This window comes from Myxococcus sp. AS-1-15 (assembly GCF_020037055.1).
GTDB classification, from domain to species: domain Bacteria; phylum Myxococcota; class Myxococcia; order Myxococcales; family Myxococcaceae; genus Myxococcus; species Myxococcus fulvus.
This window is the reverse complement of record NZ_JAIQDF010000009.1, coordinates 293731-308719: the sequence shown is the minus strand read 5'-3', so window position 1 is coordinate 308719 and position 14989 is coordinate 293731. Positions and strand designations below refer to the sequence as shown.

At 69.0% G+C, this 14989-nt stretch carries 15 protein-coding genes and 1 tRNA gene; 9 read left to right on the top strand and 7 right to left on the bottom strand.

Annotated elements, in window-relative coordinates; translation table 11 throughout:
* The first annotated feature begins 59 nt into the window (after nt 1–59).
* Together K8625_RS24740 and K8625_RS24735 are read left to right on the top strand one after the other, a co-directional pair.
* On the top strand, nt 60–1565 hold the full coding sequence (locus tag K8625_RS24740) for a helix-turn-helix domain-containing protein (RefSeq protein ID WP_223784083.1): 1506 nt from the start codon (nt 60–62) through the stop codon (nt 1563–1565).
* A 27-nt stretch (nt 1566–1592) separates the two neighbouring features.
* Nucleotides 1593–2261: a glutamine cyclotransferase gene (locus tag K8625_RS24735; protein WP_223784082.1), complete on the top strand. Its 669-nt coding sequence runs from the start codon at nt 1593–1595 to the stop codon at nt 2259–2261.
* 9 nt (nt 2262–2270) lie between these two features.
* Here K8625_RS24735 and K8625_RS24730 read toward each other — a convergent pair whose 3' ends face one another.
* Complete coding sequence (locus K8625_RS24730; protein WP_223745676.1) at nt 2271–3146, bottom strand: hypothetical protein; 876 nt, start codon at nt 3144–3146, stop codon at nt 2271–2273.
* Between the two features lie 135 nt (nt 3147–3281).
* Here K8625_RS24730 and K8625_RS24725 point away from each other — a divergent pair, with 135 nt between their 5' ends.
* Together K8625_RS24725 and K8625_RS24720 are read left to right on the top strand one after the other, a co-directional pair.
* Entirely contained in the window at nt 3282–3767 is a 486-nt protein-coding gene (locus K8625_RS24725; protein ID WP_223745675.1) for a hypothetical protein, read from the top strand.
* An 8-nt stretch (nt 3768–3775) separates the two neighbouring features.
* The gene (locus K8625_RS24720; protein WP_223784081.1) at nt 3776–4210 is read left to right on the top strand and encodes a hypothetical protein; all 435 of its coding nucleotides are present in this window, start codon (nt 3776–3778) and stop codon (nt 4208–4210) included.
* 26 nt (nt 4211–4236) lie between these two features.
* Here K8625_RS24720 and K8625_RS24715 read toward each other — a convergent pair whose 3' ends face one another.
* A complete protein-coding gene (locus tag K8625_RS24715) occupies nt 4237–5085 on the bottom strand; it encodes an MBL fold metallo-hydrolase (protein WP_223784080.1) in 849 nt (282 codons plus the stop codon).
* On the bottom strand, nt 5082–5435 hold the full coding sequence (locus K8625_RS24710) for a cupin domain-containing protein (protein ID WP_223784079.1): 354 nt from the start codon (nt 5433–5435) through the stop codon (nt 5082–5084). Before K8625_RS24710 ends, K8625_RS24715 begins: the two co-directional genes overlap by 4 nt.
* 112 nt (nt 5436–5547) lie before the next feature.
* Between K8625_RS24710 and K8625_RS24705 the strand changes: the two genes are divergently transcribed.
* Nucleotides 5548–6519: a LysR substrate-binding domain-containing protein gene (locus K8625_RS24705; RefSeq protein WP_223784078.1), complete on the top strand. Its 972-nt coding sequence runs from the start codon at nt 5548–5550 to the stop codon at nt 6517–6519.
* A gap of 1 nt (nt 6520) precedes the next feature.
* Here the strand turns inward: K8625_RS24705 and K8625_RS24700 are convergent, their stop codons facing one another.
* Nucleotides 6521–7417 (bottom strand): hypothetical protein, encoded by an 897-nt coding sequence (locus tag K8625_RS24700; protein WP_223784077.1) that lies wholly within the window; start codon nt 7415–7417, stop codon nt 6521–6523.
* Between the two features lie 215 nt (nt 7418–7632).
* Between K8625_RS24700 and K8625_RS24695 the strand changes: the two genes are divergently transcribed.
* The 3 genes from K8625_RS24695 (at nt 7633) to K8625_RS24685 (ending at nt 9206) form a co-directional block, all read left to right on the top strand.
* A complete protein-coding gene (locus K8625_RS24695; protein ID WP_223745670.1) occupies nt 7633–8385 on the top strand; it encodes a tetratricopeptide repeat protein in 753 nt (250 codons plus the stop codon).
* A gap of 171 nt (nt 8386–8556) precedes the next feature.
* A complete protein-coding gene (locus K8625_RS24690) occupies nt 8557–8901 on the top strand; it encodes a hypothetical protein (RefSeq protein WP_143097246.1) in 345 nt (114 codons plus the stop codon).
* A gap of 29 nt (nt 8902–8930) precedes the next feature.
* Nucleotides 8931–9206 carry a hypothetical protein gene (locus tag K8625_RS24685; protein WP_223745669.1) on the top strand — a complete coding sequence of 92 codons (276 nt, stop codon included), beginning with the start codon at nt 8931–8933 and terminating at the stop codon, nt 9204–9206.
* Between the two features lie 59 nt (nt 9207–9265).
* Here the strand turns inward: K8625_RS24685 and K8625_RS24680 are convergent.
* Nucleotides 9266–9338 (bottom strand) — tRNA-Gly (locus tag K8625_RS24680).
* 341 nt (nt 9339–9679) lie between these two features.
* Between K8625_RS24680 and K8625_RS24675 the strand changes: the two genes are divergently transcribed.
* Nucleotides 9680–11743: a M36 family metallopeptidase gene (locus K8625_RS24675; protein WP_223784076.1), complete on the top strand. Its 2064-nt coding sequence runs from the start codon at nt 9680–9682 to the stop codon at nt 11741–11743.
* A gap of 97 nt (nt 11744–11840) precedes the next feature.
* On the opposite strand, the gene K8625_RS24670 is transcribed toward K8625_RS24675, so the two are convergent.
* A complete protein-coding gene (locus tag K8625_RS24670) occupies nt 11841–13265 on the bottom strand; it encodes a hypothetical protein (RefSeq protein WP_223745667.1) in 1425 nt (474 codons plus the stop codon).
* Nucleotides 13266–13274: 9 nt separating this feature from the next.
* The gene (locus K8625_RS24665; protein WP_223745666.1) at nt 13275–14933 is read right to left on the bottom strand and encodes a hypothetical protein; all 1659 of its coding nucleotides are present in this window, start codon (nt 14931–14933) and stop codon (nt 13275–13277) included.
* Nucleotides 14934–14989: the final 56 nt, after the last annotated feature.

The window sequence follows — 14989 nt, the reverse complement described above, 5'->3', positions numbered from 1 at the left end:
CGGGAGTAACAAAGACGACGGGCTTCCCATCGACGAGGGAGCGACGGAGGATGCGCCGCATGGATGCGCTCGTCAGCGTGGCGGCCCGGGCCCTTCGCGAGGGAGATCCGCTGGGGGCTCTCCAGCGCGTGGCGCTGCGCGAGGACGCGCCGGCGTTGGCCCTGAGGGGCATCGCGATGGCGCAGTTGGGTGAGTTCGCCCAGGCGGCGGCGCTGCTGAAGCGGGCGGCGCGTGCGTATGGCTCCGGGGATACGCTCGCCCGAGCGCGCTGCGACGTCGCGCGGGCGGAGGTGGCGCTCGCGACCCGGGAGCTCGAGGGCATCGACCTCGCGCTCGATGGAGCCGTCCGCGTCTTCACACGCCACGGCGATGTGGAGAACGCGCGCTACACACGGCTTCTGCGGGCGCGACATGCCCTCTTGCTGGGACGCATCGAGGAGGCGGAGGGAGCACTGTTCGCACTCGCGCGGGAGGAAACGCCCGCGAAGCCCTTTTCGGAGAAGGGAGCACTGCCCCCGCTCGCGCGGGAGGAAACGCCTGCGAGGCCCTCTACGGCGAAGGGAAAACACTCCGCGCTCACGCGGGAGGAAATGCTCGCGACGCCATCCATGGCCAAGGTGGCACAGGCCCCGCTCGCACGGGAGGAAACGCCCGCGAAGCCCTCTACGGCCAAGGTGACACAGGCCCCGCTCGTACCAGGGGGAACGCCCGCGAAGCCCGCTACGGCCAAGGTGACACAGGCCCCGCTCGTACCAGGGGGAACGCCCGCGATGCCGTCCACGCTCGCGTGGCTCCTGGCCTTCGAGGTGGCCGTGCGGAGGGGAACGCCTCGCACCGCGCGCGCCGCCCTGGAGCGCGCCCGCATCGCCGCGCGGCGCGCCCGCATCCCCGCGCTCGTCGCGGAGGTGGAACAAGCAGCAGGCGCCCTGGACCTCCCCGCCGCGCGGGTCGTCTCGCGAGGCGAGGCCCGCCCCGTCGTGCTCGACGAGGTCGAAGCCCTCCTCGAATCGGAGCACCTGGTCGTCGACGCGTGCCGTCGGGTGCTCCGCGCGGGCCCGCGGGTCGTGACCTTGTCCACGCGTCCCATCCTGTTCTCGCTGCTGCGGGTGCTGGCCGAGGCCTGGCCTCAAGACGCCGCGCGCGAGGAGCTCGTTCAACAGGTGTTCGGAGCGCGGAGGATGAACGCCTCGCATCGCGCGCGGTTGCGCGTCGAGCTGGGCAGGCTGCGCGCCCAGGTGCGCGAGGTGGCGGGAATCCAGGCCACGCCCCGAGGCTTCGTCCTGGAGCCTCGAGGCGCGGTCGAGGTCCGTGTCCTGGCGCCCCCCGTCGAGGGCGCGGGCGGCGCCGTCCTGGCTTTGCTCGCGGATGGGGAGCACTGGTCGACCTCCGCGCTCGCACTCGCGCTCGGCGCGAGCCAGCGCACGGTGCAGCGCGTGCTCACCACCCTGGAAGCGGCCGGGCAGGTCCGCGTGTTGGGACGAGGCCGGGCGAGGCGCTGGGTGGCACCTCCGCTCAGCGGGTTCACGACGACATTGTTACTCCCCACCTTGTCCCTGCCGGGCTAGAGCGGACCGAAGGGGATGGAGCGGGCCATGGACAAGCATCGGGACGAAGTCGAGGAGACGCAGCCGGCGGAGATCCTCCGCGAATACGGCCCCTTCGACGGCGCGGCGCGCATCCATGGCGTCACGTATGACGGCGCGCGGGTCTGGTTCGCGGGAGACGAGGGGCTCCGGGCCTTCGACCCCACGAGCGGCGAGCCCGTGCGCACGCTCGCGGTGGCCTGTGACGCGGGGACCGCCTTCGATGGGCGACACCTCTACCAGCTCGGCGGTGGCGTCATCCGGAAGGTGGACCCGGAGACGGGACAGGTGCTGAAGACGATTCCCGCGCCCGGCAAGGGCGATGACTCGGGGCTCACCTGGGCCGAGGGCTCGCTCTGGGTGGGCGAGTACCACGCCCGGAGAATCCATCGCATCGACCCCGAGACGGGAGCCATCCTGCGCACGCTCGAATCCAACCGCTTCGTCACCGGCGTCACCTGGGCCCAGGACGAGCTGTGGCACGGCACGCTGGAGGATGGCGCGAGCGACCTCCGGCGACTCGACCCCGTGGATGGACGCGTGCTCGTCAGGCTCACGCTGCCCGAGGGTGTGAGCGTCACCGGGCTGGAGTCCGACGGCGGTGACGTGCTCTACGCCGGTGGCGGCACGAGCGGCAAGGTGCGCGCCGTACGGCGGCCCCGACGCTCGCGCCGCTGAGCCGCCGGCTCAGAACTCCAGGCCGTAGGCCGCGGCCACCTGCCGTGCGAAGGCCAGGACGTCGGCCGGCGCGTTCTCGTCCAACGTGACGCGCTCCAGCCCCCTCGCCACGGGGAAGGAGACCGACAGCGTCTGGGCATCGTGGGCGAAGCCCGGCGGCATTGGAAACGCCTGGATGGGCGCAAGCCGACTCGCGGCGATGAGCAAGGTCGTGAGCCGATGGACGTCGGCGCCGGACTGCTCACCTTCGAGGGTGGAGCGGCGCAGGAAGCGGCCGTCCCGGAAGACGGTGAGCGAGAAGCTCCGCGTGTTGGGGAGGCCGGGCGACTTCGACAGCTCGAGGACGTGGTCCTCCGCGGAGCGCGCGGGCGCGGCCTCCGGATGCGCGAGCCACGGAAGCCCTTCGTGCAGCCGCAACTGGACCAGCGGGGAGAAGCGGCGGAAGTCCTCGAACCGACCTTCGACGACGTCCGTGCGCGCCCCTGACGCCCAGCCCGACAGCGACTCGATGCGGTAGAAGACCTCGTCGACGTACCACCGCGCATCGCCGCGTCTCACGACGAGCAGGTCGGTGTACTGGGATTGGGGCTCGACGAGCGTGCGGAACTGGCGGCGCTCCTCGGCCGGGTGGCGCAGACAACCCTCCAGGTTCGACGGGAACAGCGCCCGCTGAGCGCTCCCTGCGTGGGCCTCCTGCTCCTCCAGGAACGCGCCCAGCGTGGTGTCGGGCTTCGTCTCCCCGAAGTACGGGAGGAAGGTGAGCTTCAAGGACAGCGGGTCGACGCCCTGGGGCGCAACCAGCTCGCACCGCTCGATGACGGGGCGGGCATCGCCGCGATGGACCTCGCGATAGCGTTCGAAACGGAGTGTCGGAGCGGCGGTCACGGATGCACCTTTCCTGGAGTCCTCGGGAGGGTGCTTTCCACCCGCCTGGCCTCATGAATACCCACTCCTCGAATCTCGCGCGTCGAGCCAGACTGGTCCAGAACGACGCTCGTCCATCTGCGCAGGAGGAACCCGATGCATCGCTCCACGACCTCGCGAGTCCCGCTCCCGATGACCCTGCTGTTGGTGCTCGGGGTGTTGCTGGGCGGGATGCCCGCCTGGGCGGGTGACATGCCGGCGAAGCCGCTGAAGAAGCCCGCCGATCGGCACTCCATCCGCAAGGTCACCCAGAAGTCCTACGTCCGTGAAGACAACAGCGTCGTGGAGTCCCGGGTGAACATCCACCGGGACGTGCAGGACATCAACGAAGGCAAGGCCAAGAAGGGCAACGAGTCCGGGGTCCAGACATGGACCATCAACCGGCGGACCTATGGCAGCCACGATGGCACCCTGTACCCCATGCGCGGCGATGGCATCCACGAGCTGAACCGTGGGGCGTTCAAGGCGCTGGGCATCTACAACGAGATGAAGGACACGCCCCGCGCCAAGGAGGTCCTGGACAAGATGAAGGTCCCCGAAGCTGATAGGAAGGCCGCGCTCAAGGCCTTCAAGGCCGGGTAGGAGGAAACATGGCCGACAGACTTCCATTGGGGTTCCTCGTCCGCGCCGCGCTGAGCGACGAGCGGCTCTTCGACGGCATCGCTCGGGCGCTCGGCATCCAGGTCGGAGAGGTGTCGCTGTTCGACGTCGACCGGCCGGGGAATGAGATGGTCCTCGTGACGACCACGTCGCGGCCGGCGGGGTTCCGCACGGACGTGAGTCTGTACGTCGACGCGTCTCGCGTCCGCGGCGGAGAGGCGCTCACCTCGCAGGAGCTGGCCGCGAGGGTGGCCGTGCTGCTCGGGGAGGAGGTCCTCGTGTCTCCCCCCTCGGGCGACCCCGCCATCGCCGTCACCTGGTACCTGGTGACGCCGGATGGCCAGCGCTTCCGGGGCACCGAGGTCCACCTCGGGGATGAAGAGGACTCCATCGACATCGACCGCGCCTCGCTCCGCCCGGTGTAGCGCGAGCGGCGCGAGGCCCGGCGGTCTCAGGTCCTGGGTCGCCAGGTCAGCCACTCGCCAGGACGCGCCAGCTCCACGTCCACCTTCCGCGCACGGGCGGCGGCGAGGAGCTGCGCTTCCGCATCGGGCACCTCCCGATAGTCCTCGGAGGGCGCGACGCCGTAGTGGATGGGCACGAGGAGCTTCGCGCCCAACACCTTCGCCGCGGCCACCGCCTGCTCCGGTGTCAGGACGCCGTGCAGGTCGCTGACGGGCTTGCGCCACCCGAAGCGTGCGCCGTTGATGGGCAGGAAGGCCGCATCGAAGGGCCCGAGCTGCCGGCCGATGCTCCACCAGGAGCCATGCCACAGCGTGTCTCCGCAGTGGATGATGCGACGCCCTCCCCCGGAGACGACCCACGACACCTGCGGGTCTCCGTAGCCGTCCACCGCAGGAACGGCCGTCACGGTGAACTCATTGAGCAGGACGGGCTCGTGGAGCGGCGCGGGCCGCACCCGGAAGCCCGACGCAGCGGCCGTCGCCGCCATGTCCGGCCCACACACCAGCGTCCCCGTGTCCCCCAACGCCTGTCGCACCGCCTGTCGGTCGAAGTGGTCGGGGTGACGATGCGTCACCAGGACGTAGCGGTTGCCCTCCCCCACCTCCATCGGGACCAGCGGGTCCTTCAGCGCCGCGCCCCACACGGAGGGGTCGCTCAACGGGTCCAGGAAGAGCGTGTCCTTCCCCAGTTGCAACCGCACTCCGGCCCAGGCCAGGCGCTGGGCGCGAAGCGACTCGGTCTCCATGGGCTTCGCCGCCCGACCCAGACCAGGAGGAAACAGGACCGCTCCCGCCGAGAGCGAGAGCGCCGCGCGCAAGAAGCCTCGGCGGCTCATCGCGCCTCCGGAGCACGCACGGGGTTGATGCCGAAGAGACGCACCCCCGTCTCCGTCCTCGGCTGATGACGGCTCGCCGGTGGGAAGAACAGGTACGAGCCCGGGCCCAGGCGCTGCTCTCCCTCGATGAGCTCACCGCTCAGCACGAAGACCTCCTCCCCCGTGTCATGGACGTCCACGAAGGGCCACTGACTCCCCGGGGCCATGTCCACGACCCAGACCCTCACGTCACGGGTGCTCGGCAAGTCCCTCCGCAGGCAGCCGGGCCCCACGATGACGGGTTCGACGTCGTCAATCATCACGGGGACGAAGGGGCCCTGCACTCTCGGGAAGCTGTCTGTTCGCGGCATCCATCCGCTCCTCTGGCTGTGGTGCACCCACGTTAAGGAGCACCACGAGCTGAGCGCAGCGAAACGATTTCTCCAAGATGCTGAACCGTTTTCATGTGAAGCTGCCCCGGCCATGCTCGAGCTTCGTCACTTCAAGTTGGTTGCCGCGGTCGCCGACACGGGAAGTCTGGCCGCCGCGAGCCGGCAGCTCCACCTCACGTCCTCGGCCCTGAGCCACCAGCTCCGCGACGCCGAGGAGCGCCTGGGCGTGCAGCTCTTCCAGCGTCGCCAGCGACGGCTGCTGCTGACTGGCGCGGGCGAGAAGCTGCTCCTCTCCGCGCGGCGGGTCCTGAGTGAAGTCGCCCAGGCGGAGGCCGTGTGTCGCGCGCATCCCCAGGATGACCTCTTGAGGCTCAGCACGGGCTGCTACACCGTGTATGGCTGGCTGCCGCCCATCCTCGGGCAGTGGCAGTCGGAGCACCCTCGCGTCGAGCTGAGAATCGTCCTGGAGGCCACGCGTCAGCCGCTCGGAGCGCTGCTCGATGGGCAGTTGGACCTCGCCCTGACTCCCGACGTCCCGAAGCAGGCACGGCTCGCACGAACGCCCCTCTTCGAGGACGAGCTCATGCTGGTGGTCCCCGAGGCGCACGCCTTCGCGCAGCGTGCACATGTCACGGCGCAGGACCTGGTGCGCGAACACCTGCTCACCTACGCCGCGCCCCGGGAACAGCTCGATGTCTTCACGCGGGTGCTGTGGCCCGCGGGGCTCGAGCCGCAACGTGTCTCCCCCGTGCCCCTCACCGAGGCGCTGATCGAGCTGGTGCGCGGCGGCATCGGTGTCACGGCGCTGCCCGAGTGGATGCTGCCGACGCAACGCCAGGGATTGCGGACCGTCCGACTCACCCCTCGGGGAATCCGACGCCGCTGGAGCGCCGTCACCCGCGCCTCACGCCAGCGCTCCGCACCACTGGCGCGATTCATCGAACTGCTCGGTGAGCGATTCTCCGAGGGTACGCCCGGACCGCCGCGACGAGCCACGGCGCGCCCAGGTGTAGCGCGCCGCGTGCGCAGGCGGGGCGCCACACCCGGCCACCCCACCTCTTGAATCAGTTGCGGACGATGATGTAGCTGAGCGGCCCCATCTGCCAGCTTCCGTCGCCGTTATGAAACCGGTACTTGAATGCACCGAACGGCCGCCACTGGTTGGTGTTCGCGACCTCCACGGCGCTATCGAAGCCCAGCAGGGCATTATCACCCTCGCTGCCCGGCTCCTCGTGGCCCACGCTCGAGGGAATCACGAGCGTCGACCAGTCACTCACGGAGGTATTGCCCTGCACCGTGAAGTTCTGGCCATGCGTGGTGGAGCCAACGAAGCTCTCGTCGCGCAGGACCAGCAGATAGCTCGCCTGTCCCGAGTGTACGAGCGACAGGCCCTGGTTGGAGTAGCGGAACTTGAAGGTGGATTGGATCTGCCAGGTGGAGCTGTTGACGACGGAGTAGGACGCCGAGAACCGCAGCAGCGAATTGTCGAACTCGGCGCCGGTCTCCTCCAGCCCGGCCGACGCGGGGCTGACGATGATGTTCCAGTCAGCCATCGACGTGCCCGCTGGCACGGCAATGCTCTCACCATTCGTGAGCGTACCGCCGACGCTCACGCTCTTGCGGACCAGCAGATAATCGACGCTGCCGGAATACCAGGTGCCATTCCCACTGCTGTTTCGATACTTGAAACGGGCGGAGACCGACCACGCGGTGCTGTTGAGTGGAGGAGCCGATACCTCGAAGCGAAGGAGGGCATTGTCACCCTCGGAGCCGAGCTCCTGGAAACCCATTCCCCTCGGGACGAGCAGGACGTTCCAATCGCTGACGCTCGTCCCCGTTGGGGCAGCAATGGCCTGGCCATGAGACGCAGTGCCCGCAACGGCATTGGCAGCCATCGCAGCGGAGGGAATGATGAGGGAGAGGACTGCGAGGAGAACAAGACGCACACCGACATGGAACATGAGGAGCTCGCTGAGTGTGAGACTGGGACTGACCTTTCATTGACTCGGAGTGAAGACCAGCCGCTCGAAGCGTACCATCGAAATCTCGCTGCGCCACCTGGAACTGGCCGTCGGTCCGACGGCACCGCGGCACATTCCAGCCCACACGGAATGTGCTAGAAGCCGTGAGCGTGATACCCATCTCCCTGTGCAAACCCACCCGAGGTTCGCTGCTCATGATGCTCTGTCTGGGCATCAGCCAGCCCGTGCTCGCCAAGGCCCCGGAGGCCAATGCCCAGGGCTTCGCGGCGTATGGCAAGGGCGACTACAAGAAAGCCCACGCCCTCTTCGAGAAGGCGCTGAAGCAGGACCCGTCCAACGCCTATGCGCGGCTCAACCGGGCGAGGACGACCACCCTGCTCAACCAGGGCCAGGAGGACGCCGACGACTTCGACTCCTGCGCCTACGAGCGCAATTGGATCTACCTGGCGCTGGGCGACCTGTCGAAGGCGGTGGAGCTGGACGCCAAGGCCATCCTGCCGAAGATCGACGAGGACACCCAGGGACTCAAGGCCCTCAAGGCGCGTGATGAATACAAGAAGTGGCGTCAGGCCATCTCGGTGCTGGTGGAGGAGAAGGGCATCCGGGAGAAGATCCTGGGCACCACGTCCGACTGGTGGTTCCTCCGGCCGGGGCAGCTGCCGAAGAGCATCACCCTCGCGGCGGACAAGCGCGTCGTGGAGACGCTCCAGGACATGACGGAGCAGCCCGCGGGCCGTTGGCGTCCCTTGAGCGGTGGCGTGGAGATCACGGCCGGCAAGGAGCCCGCGCGCCCCTGGAAGCTGCAGGCCGGCAAGTATCCGTTCGACCAGGGCAGGAGCTTCTTCTTCGAGGTGCAGCTCGTGCCGGGTGAAGGGCCGCAGCCCGCGGAGTATGGCTGGAGCACGGGGCCGCTGAGCCTTGGCCCCTTGAGCGGTGACTGCCTGTAACGTCCGCCGTCCAACGGTGTGTCATTGCAGTCGCACGAGACAAAGCTGTTCTCGGCGGCGTGAGCCTTGCGACATCCGCACTCGGCGTGTGCTGGGTTTGAAGGCGTCAGACGCGGCTGGTAGAGGCTCCGTACACCCGCCGCTTTGGCGGGTCTGACACGGAGAGCCTGGATGAACACCCTTGGACGTCTTGCCGCGATGTGCGGCCTGTTGGCGCTGGTTGGTTGCGGTCCGGAAGCACCCGTCGCGGAGACCTCGGAAGAGACTGTCACCAGCATGGCGGGTGGCCGCGTGCCGCCTCCCATCTGCCCGGAGGTGATGCCTCCGCTGTGCGAGGACGGCGACCTCTACCCCATCTACTCGGGCACGTGCCTCATCGGCTTCGAGTGTGTTCCCCGCGCCGCCAAGGCCAACTGTCCCCAGATCGTCTACCCGGGCCCCGGCTTCTGCGAGTTCGGCACGATCACCCCGGTGTACTCGGGCGGCTGCCTCGTCCGGTACACCTGCACGATGTAACCCCCACCACACCCCGAACGGAGAGACACATGCGCGCTGGAATCATGGCGGGACTGCTGGCGATGGGGTTGCTCGTAGGCTGCGGCGGAGTCGAGGACGACGTCAGCGTCGAATCCGAGACGGAGGCGCAGGCCATTCCGTGTCGTGACATCACGGGACGCGACTACGTCATCACGTACTACGCGGAGGCCGCGAAGCTCACCAAGGTCGGCGAGCTCCAGTGCGGCTGCAGCGTGCCCGAGCGGGTGCTGACCGGCACCCAGACCGTCCACTACGAGAAGGTCTACGGCTGCATCGCGATGTAGCCCTTGGAAACAAGAAGGCCGGTAGTCCCGAGTCTCCTCGAGGACTACCGGCCTTCAAGAGCGGCGGAAGGGATTCGAACCCTCGACCCCGAGCTTGGGAAGCTCGTGCTCTACCAACTGAGCTACCACCGCGAGCGACCCGGCCGGTGTACCGCAGCCCCCCGGGAGCGTCAAGGACGTTGGCGACTGCTCCCTTCCCTCCCGCGCCGCCTGAACAGCGCCAAATTGCTGGGGAAGTTGCCACCCCGACACGCGCCACCAACACCTCCCAAGGTCCTCCCGCACCCACGGACGCACGCCCGTCCGCGCCGCATCCGTCACCCGACGCGCGGCGGCGCCAATACCACATCTACAATTTAAGCGTATTTTTCACGTATTTCCGTTGATTTGCATTAAACCAGAAATGCGTGTTTCCTCATACTGCCAGTCCCGCCCCGCACGGGGCGACTTCACCCGCAGCGCAGGAGCACGACATGTCCGTAGGTGCATACCGAAGGCGGCTGTTCCAGGCGGTGGTCTTCACGGCGACCCTCTCGGGGTCCACGGCGTTCGCAGTGGCGCCGGAGCACGCACATGGTGGCGAGCGTCACTTCGACGCGCGCACCAGCTACAACGCGCAGGCGCGCTTCAGCTTCTCGACGACGCAGAAGGCGCACGTCGAGTCCCTGCGCCGCAGCATCCCGGACCTGATGGTCGAGACGGACGAGTCCACGGGCCTGGTGCGCTCGCTGGTCAACCCCGTGGGCGCGCTGACGGGCCCCAGCAGCGGTGACCCGATGTCCATCGCGTTGGACTTCGTCCAGAAGCACCACGAGGCGCTCGGGCTGAGCCTCAGCGACGTGTCCACGTTCGAAGTCACGGACCGCGTCTATTCCGAGGTCAGCGGGGCCACGCACCTGTATCTGCGCCAGACCTTCAAGGGCCTGCCCGTCTACAACGCGCAGCTCCAGGTCAACGTCGCCAAGGACGGCAGCGTGCTGGGCGTGCACAGCGACTTCCTGCCCTCCATCGAGAAGGCGCTCGCGGGCACCGAGCCGCGCATCAACGCGGGTCAGGCCGTGGCGGGGCTCGCCCGGCACCTGGGCGTGGAGCTGGCGGCCCAGCCCCGCGCGCTGCAGGCCGAGGCGGGCGTGCAGCGCCGCACGGGCGTCGAGGTGGACGGCCTGTCGCGCGAGCCCATCAACGCGCAGCTGGCCATCCTCCCCATGCGCCGCGGCGAGGCGCGCCTGGTGTGGCACTTCCAGGTGTCCACGCTGGACTCGCAGCACGACTACGACGTGACGGTGGACGCCAACACGGGCGAGGTGCTCACGCGCTTCGACTGGGTGGCCGCGGATTCGTACAAGGTCTACCCCGTGCCCGTGGAGAGCCCCAACCACACCTCGCCGCTGCCGCCCTCCGATGGCCGCGTCACGGTGACCAACCCCGCCAACGCCGTCGCCTCGCCCTACGGCTGGCATGACACCAACGGCGTCGCTGGCGCGGAGTACACCATCCCGCGCGGCAACAACGTCCACGCCTACGAGGACCGCGACGCCAACAACGCGGCGCCCGCCTCCCAGCCGGACTGCGGCGCGGCCATCAACTGCGTCTTCACCATCAACCTGACCGGCGCGCCCTCCACGTACATCCCGGCGGCCGTCACCAACCTGTTCTACTGGAACAACATCATCCACGACGTGCAGTACCAGTACGGCTTCAACGAAGTGGCCGGCAACTTCCAGCAGAACAACTACGGCCGCGGCGGCGCGGGCAACGACTACGTCCGGGCCGAGGCGCAGGACGGCAGCGGCACCAACAACGCCAACTTCTCCACGCCCGCGGACGGCTCGCCCCCGCGCATGCAGATGTACATCTGGACGGCGCCCACCCCGGACAAGGACGGCGACCTCGACAGCGGCATCATCGTGCACGAGTACGGCCACGGCATCTCCAACCGCCTGGTCGGCGGTCCGAGCAACGTGTCCTGCCTCTCCAACCGTCAGCAGCCGGGCGAGGGCATCAGCGACTTCCTCTCGCTCTTCTACACGGCGCGCACGGGTGACACGGCGAACAAGATTCGCGGCGTGGGCACCTACGCGCTGAACCAGGCGACCACGGGCAACGGCATCCGCACCCAGCCGTACACGCTCGACTCCACGCGCAACACGTGGACGTACGCCAGCATCAACGGCATGGCCGTGCCGCACGGCGTGGGCTCCGTGTTCACCCAGGGCATGTGGGAGGCCTACTGGGCGCTCGTCAACCACTGGGGCTTCGACGCGAACCTCTACAACGCCCAGGGCAACGCGGGTAACCAGCGCATGATGCTGTACTTCACCGAGGGCCTGAAGCGCACGCCCTGCAGCCCGACGTTCACCCAGGTGCGCGACGGCATCATCAGCGCCGCCACCACCCTGCACAACGGCGAGGACGTGTGCCGCCTGTGGACGGCCTTCGCCGCCTTCGGCCTGGGCAGCAACGCCGTCTCCGGTGGCTCGGCCAGCACCACGCCGACCAACGGCTTCCAGGTGCCGTCCACCTGCGCGGCGCTCTGAGTCGACATGCCGGGTAGCGGGGCACTCGCTCCGCGTCCCTCGTGAGTGACACACCGGACCGGGGGGCTTCTGTCGAGGCCTCCCGGTTCGTGTTTTCTCAGCGCAGGCCGCGCGTCAGCTCGTCGCGGCTGAAGTCCCGGGAGAGGTTGCTCGGCTCCAGGAACTCGGCGAGCTCGATGATGATGGGCAGGAGCGTCTGGATGCGGTCCTTGAGCCGGGCGCGCACGTGCTCCTTGAACCCCTGGTTCTCCATCCGCGCCAGCGCACGCACCTCCTCCGGGACACGGTCCACCAGGTCATCCAGCGGCCTCAGCCCCTGGTCGACGGCCCGGTCCACCTCGCTCTGGAGTCGGCCCGGCAGTGCCTTGAGCGTGCTGGCCGCGCCCCTGCGGGTGACCTCCTCCAGGTGCTTGCTGAAGAGATAGGACTCCGCGAGCTGCTCGATGGTCTCGCTGCCCAGCGACTGGATGAAGATGCCCTTGAACCTGTCGCGGAACTTGCCGTCGAGCTCCTCGGTGAGCTTCCAGTCGGTGTCGAGCGCCGCGCAGACCTTGTCCTTGAAGCCCGAGGCCTCGCCACGCTGCGCGGAGGTGGCGACGCGGGAGGCCCAGTCGGAGAGATGCCCCTTGGCCTGGTCGAGCAGGACGCGCGCTTTGCCCAGGTCGTTCTTGTCGTAGTACGTGAGCACCTCCGCCCGCGTGGAGTTGAAGAGCAACAGGACGCTGCCCTTCTCCGCCTGCACCAGGCTCTGGTAGGTCGCCACCAGCGCGCGGTAGTGGCCCTTCTGCGTCTGGTAGACGTCCGAGCCGCCCTGCACGGCGTCGAGCAGATCCCGGTCGATGCCGTCGGGGATGTCGATGTCGAACAGCGAGGTGATGAACTTCGCCAGGTCGATGCCCTTGCCGCCCAGGTGCTTGTCATCGAGCTGACGGGCCTTGTCGAGCGACTTCGACGTGGCGCGCGCGACGCCCTCGGAGAGGCGCTTGACGGCGCCGGGGGCCAGGTCGTCGACGATCTTCTGCGCCATCTGCGCGACCTGCTGCACCACCTGCCGCTGGTCGTTCTCGAACGCGACGTCCTTGGACAGGAGGAACGTCCACTTGTCCCACAGCTCCCCGAGCATCTTGTTGAGCACGTCCTGATGCACGAGCAGGTCGTCGTGCAGCTGGGGCGTCTGGACCTTGGCGAGCGAGTCGAAGAAGGCCATCTCGTGCTCGAGGGCCTGGTACCAGAAGAGCTGGAGGGGCGGCGTCAGCAGGTGGTCCTTGGCGGCATCACCGAAGGCCCGGCTGATCTCCGCCCGGGCCGTGGCGCAGCGGTCCTGCCACTTTCGCCAGGTGCCCAGGTTGCCGGCACTGGCGCGCTCGCTCGCGTCGAGCAGGGCCGACAGGGCGTCCTCCGCCGCGCGCCCCGCCCGCTTGAGGCCTTCCGCCAAGGCGCGCTTCACCGTGTCCGGAGCGCCCTCGGCGGCACGGGTCATCTGGTCCTGCAGCTCGGCGACTCGGCTCGAATACCCACCCATGGGTGCTCCTCACAGACTCTGCTGGCTGGTGATGCGCCAGGGGCCGCCAGCGCGGCGCTGCAGCTCCCAGCGCCGGTGCACCTCGACCGAGTTGAACGTGCGCGTCTGGCCCTCGAAGAGGCCGACGTGGTCGACCTCCAGCTCCACCTGCTCGATGCGCGGCAGGCCCGGGGCCTCGTCGCCGCGGATGACGGTGCGCGCGTCGCCACACCAGTGCACCCGCGCGTCGAGCACCTTGTCGAGCAGCAGGCGCCGCGAGCGCACCCACTCGCTGTCGCGGCCGTTCCAGGTGTAGACCGGGTAGTAGATGGGCCGCTGTTCGTCCGGCACGGCGCGCCAGTCGGCGAAGAGGCCGTTCCAGGTCTCCTGGTCGCCGCGCTTCACGGCGGCAATCATCGCCTCCAGCACCGCGCGCGGGCTCGCGTCGTCGGACAGGGGCCCCGAGGTCTCCTGCCGCAGCGACTCCTCGCCGGCGAAGAGGGGCCCACCCTCGCGCGTGTCGGTGACGTCGACGCAGACCGCGCCGCCGATGAGGGCCGCGACGGGCTCCACCTCCAGCCCCGCGGCCGTGCGCCCCGAGCCGGCGAGCAGACGCGGATCCGGCAGGATGCGACCGAGCAGGGCGATGTCGCCCCGAATCGAGGGAGAGACGAGCCGCTGATAGCGATGCATGGCGGCGAAGACCCGGGCCATGGCCGGGGTGTTGACGGGACAGAAGACCCACGCCCCCGACTGGTTCCAGGCCAGATAGGCATTGCCCATGTCGACAATCCAGTCGCGCTGGCTCACCTGCGGCAGCGCGACCAGCTTGCCCGTCACCACCGAGCGGTCGCCGCGGAAGGGGTCGACGACGGGGAACACGCCGAGGGTCTCCGCGGCGCGCGACTCCAGCAGGGCCCTCCAGGCCGCGGTGGCCCGCAGGCCGATGGCCTTGACCTGCTCCTCGCCCCGGCTGCGGAAGTCGAGGGCGCCCTCGGGGAGCGAGACGAGGTCGCCGTCGAGACAGTCCCGCACCCGCTCCCAGTCGTCGCGCATCGCCGTCGCCAGGGGACCGGGGAAGTGCTCGACCAGGTAGTCCACGCGCGCCTTGTGCGCCAGGTGGTTGGCGAGCTCCATCCGCGTCCCGCGCGCGGTGCGCCAGACGCCGAAGGTCCCGTCGAGGAGGCGCTCCCATTCGGAGACACGCTTGTCGACCCAGCCCGACCAGGACTCGTCGAAGCCGTCTCGGCCCAGCTGCTCGGGCCCACCCGGCCCGAGGATTCGCTTCGTCGTCTCGCCGATGCTCCAGAGCCGCTCATGGCGCAGCGTGCCGCTGAGCTCGAGCGTCTCCCAGCCGTCCCCTGGCGCGCGCCTGCGCAGGACTCGCAAGCGGACCAGGTCCCCTTCCTTGCGCCCCTGCCGCGCCCAGGTCTGGCTCTCGGCGTGCTGGCCCAGCAGATACGGGCCGGTGCGCTGCCGGGTGGGCATGTCCGGAGGCGTGACGATGGGCTCGCCGTCGACCGCGACGATGCGGTCTCCCACGCGCAGGCCCGAGCCCCGAAACCCGCTGTCCCAGGCGATCCACCCCACCCCGAGGTGGGGCATCACGCCATCCAGGCGCGTGTCGGTCTTCAGACCGCTGCGGAGGTTGTCGTGAAGGTACTCCCGCTCGGCACCACGTTCGCTCAACACGAAGACGTCCCCCTCTCCTGCCGGCCGCCCCGAGTGGCCGCCTCGGGGACAGG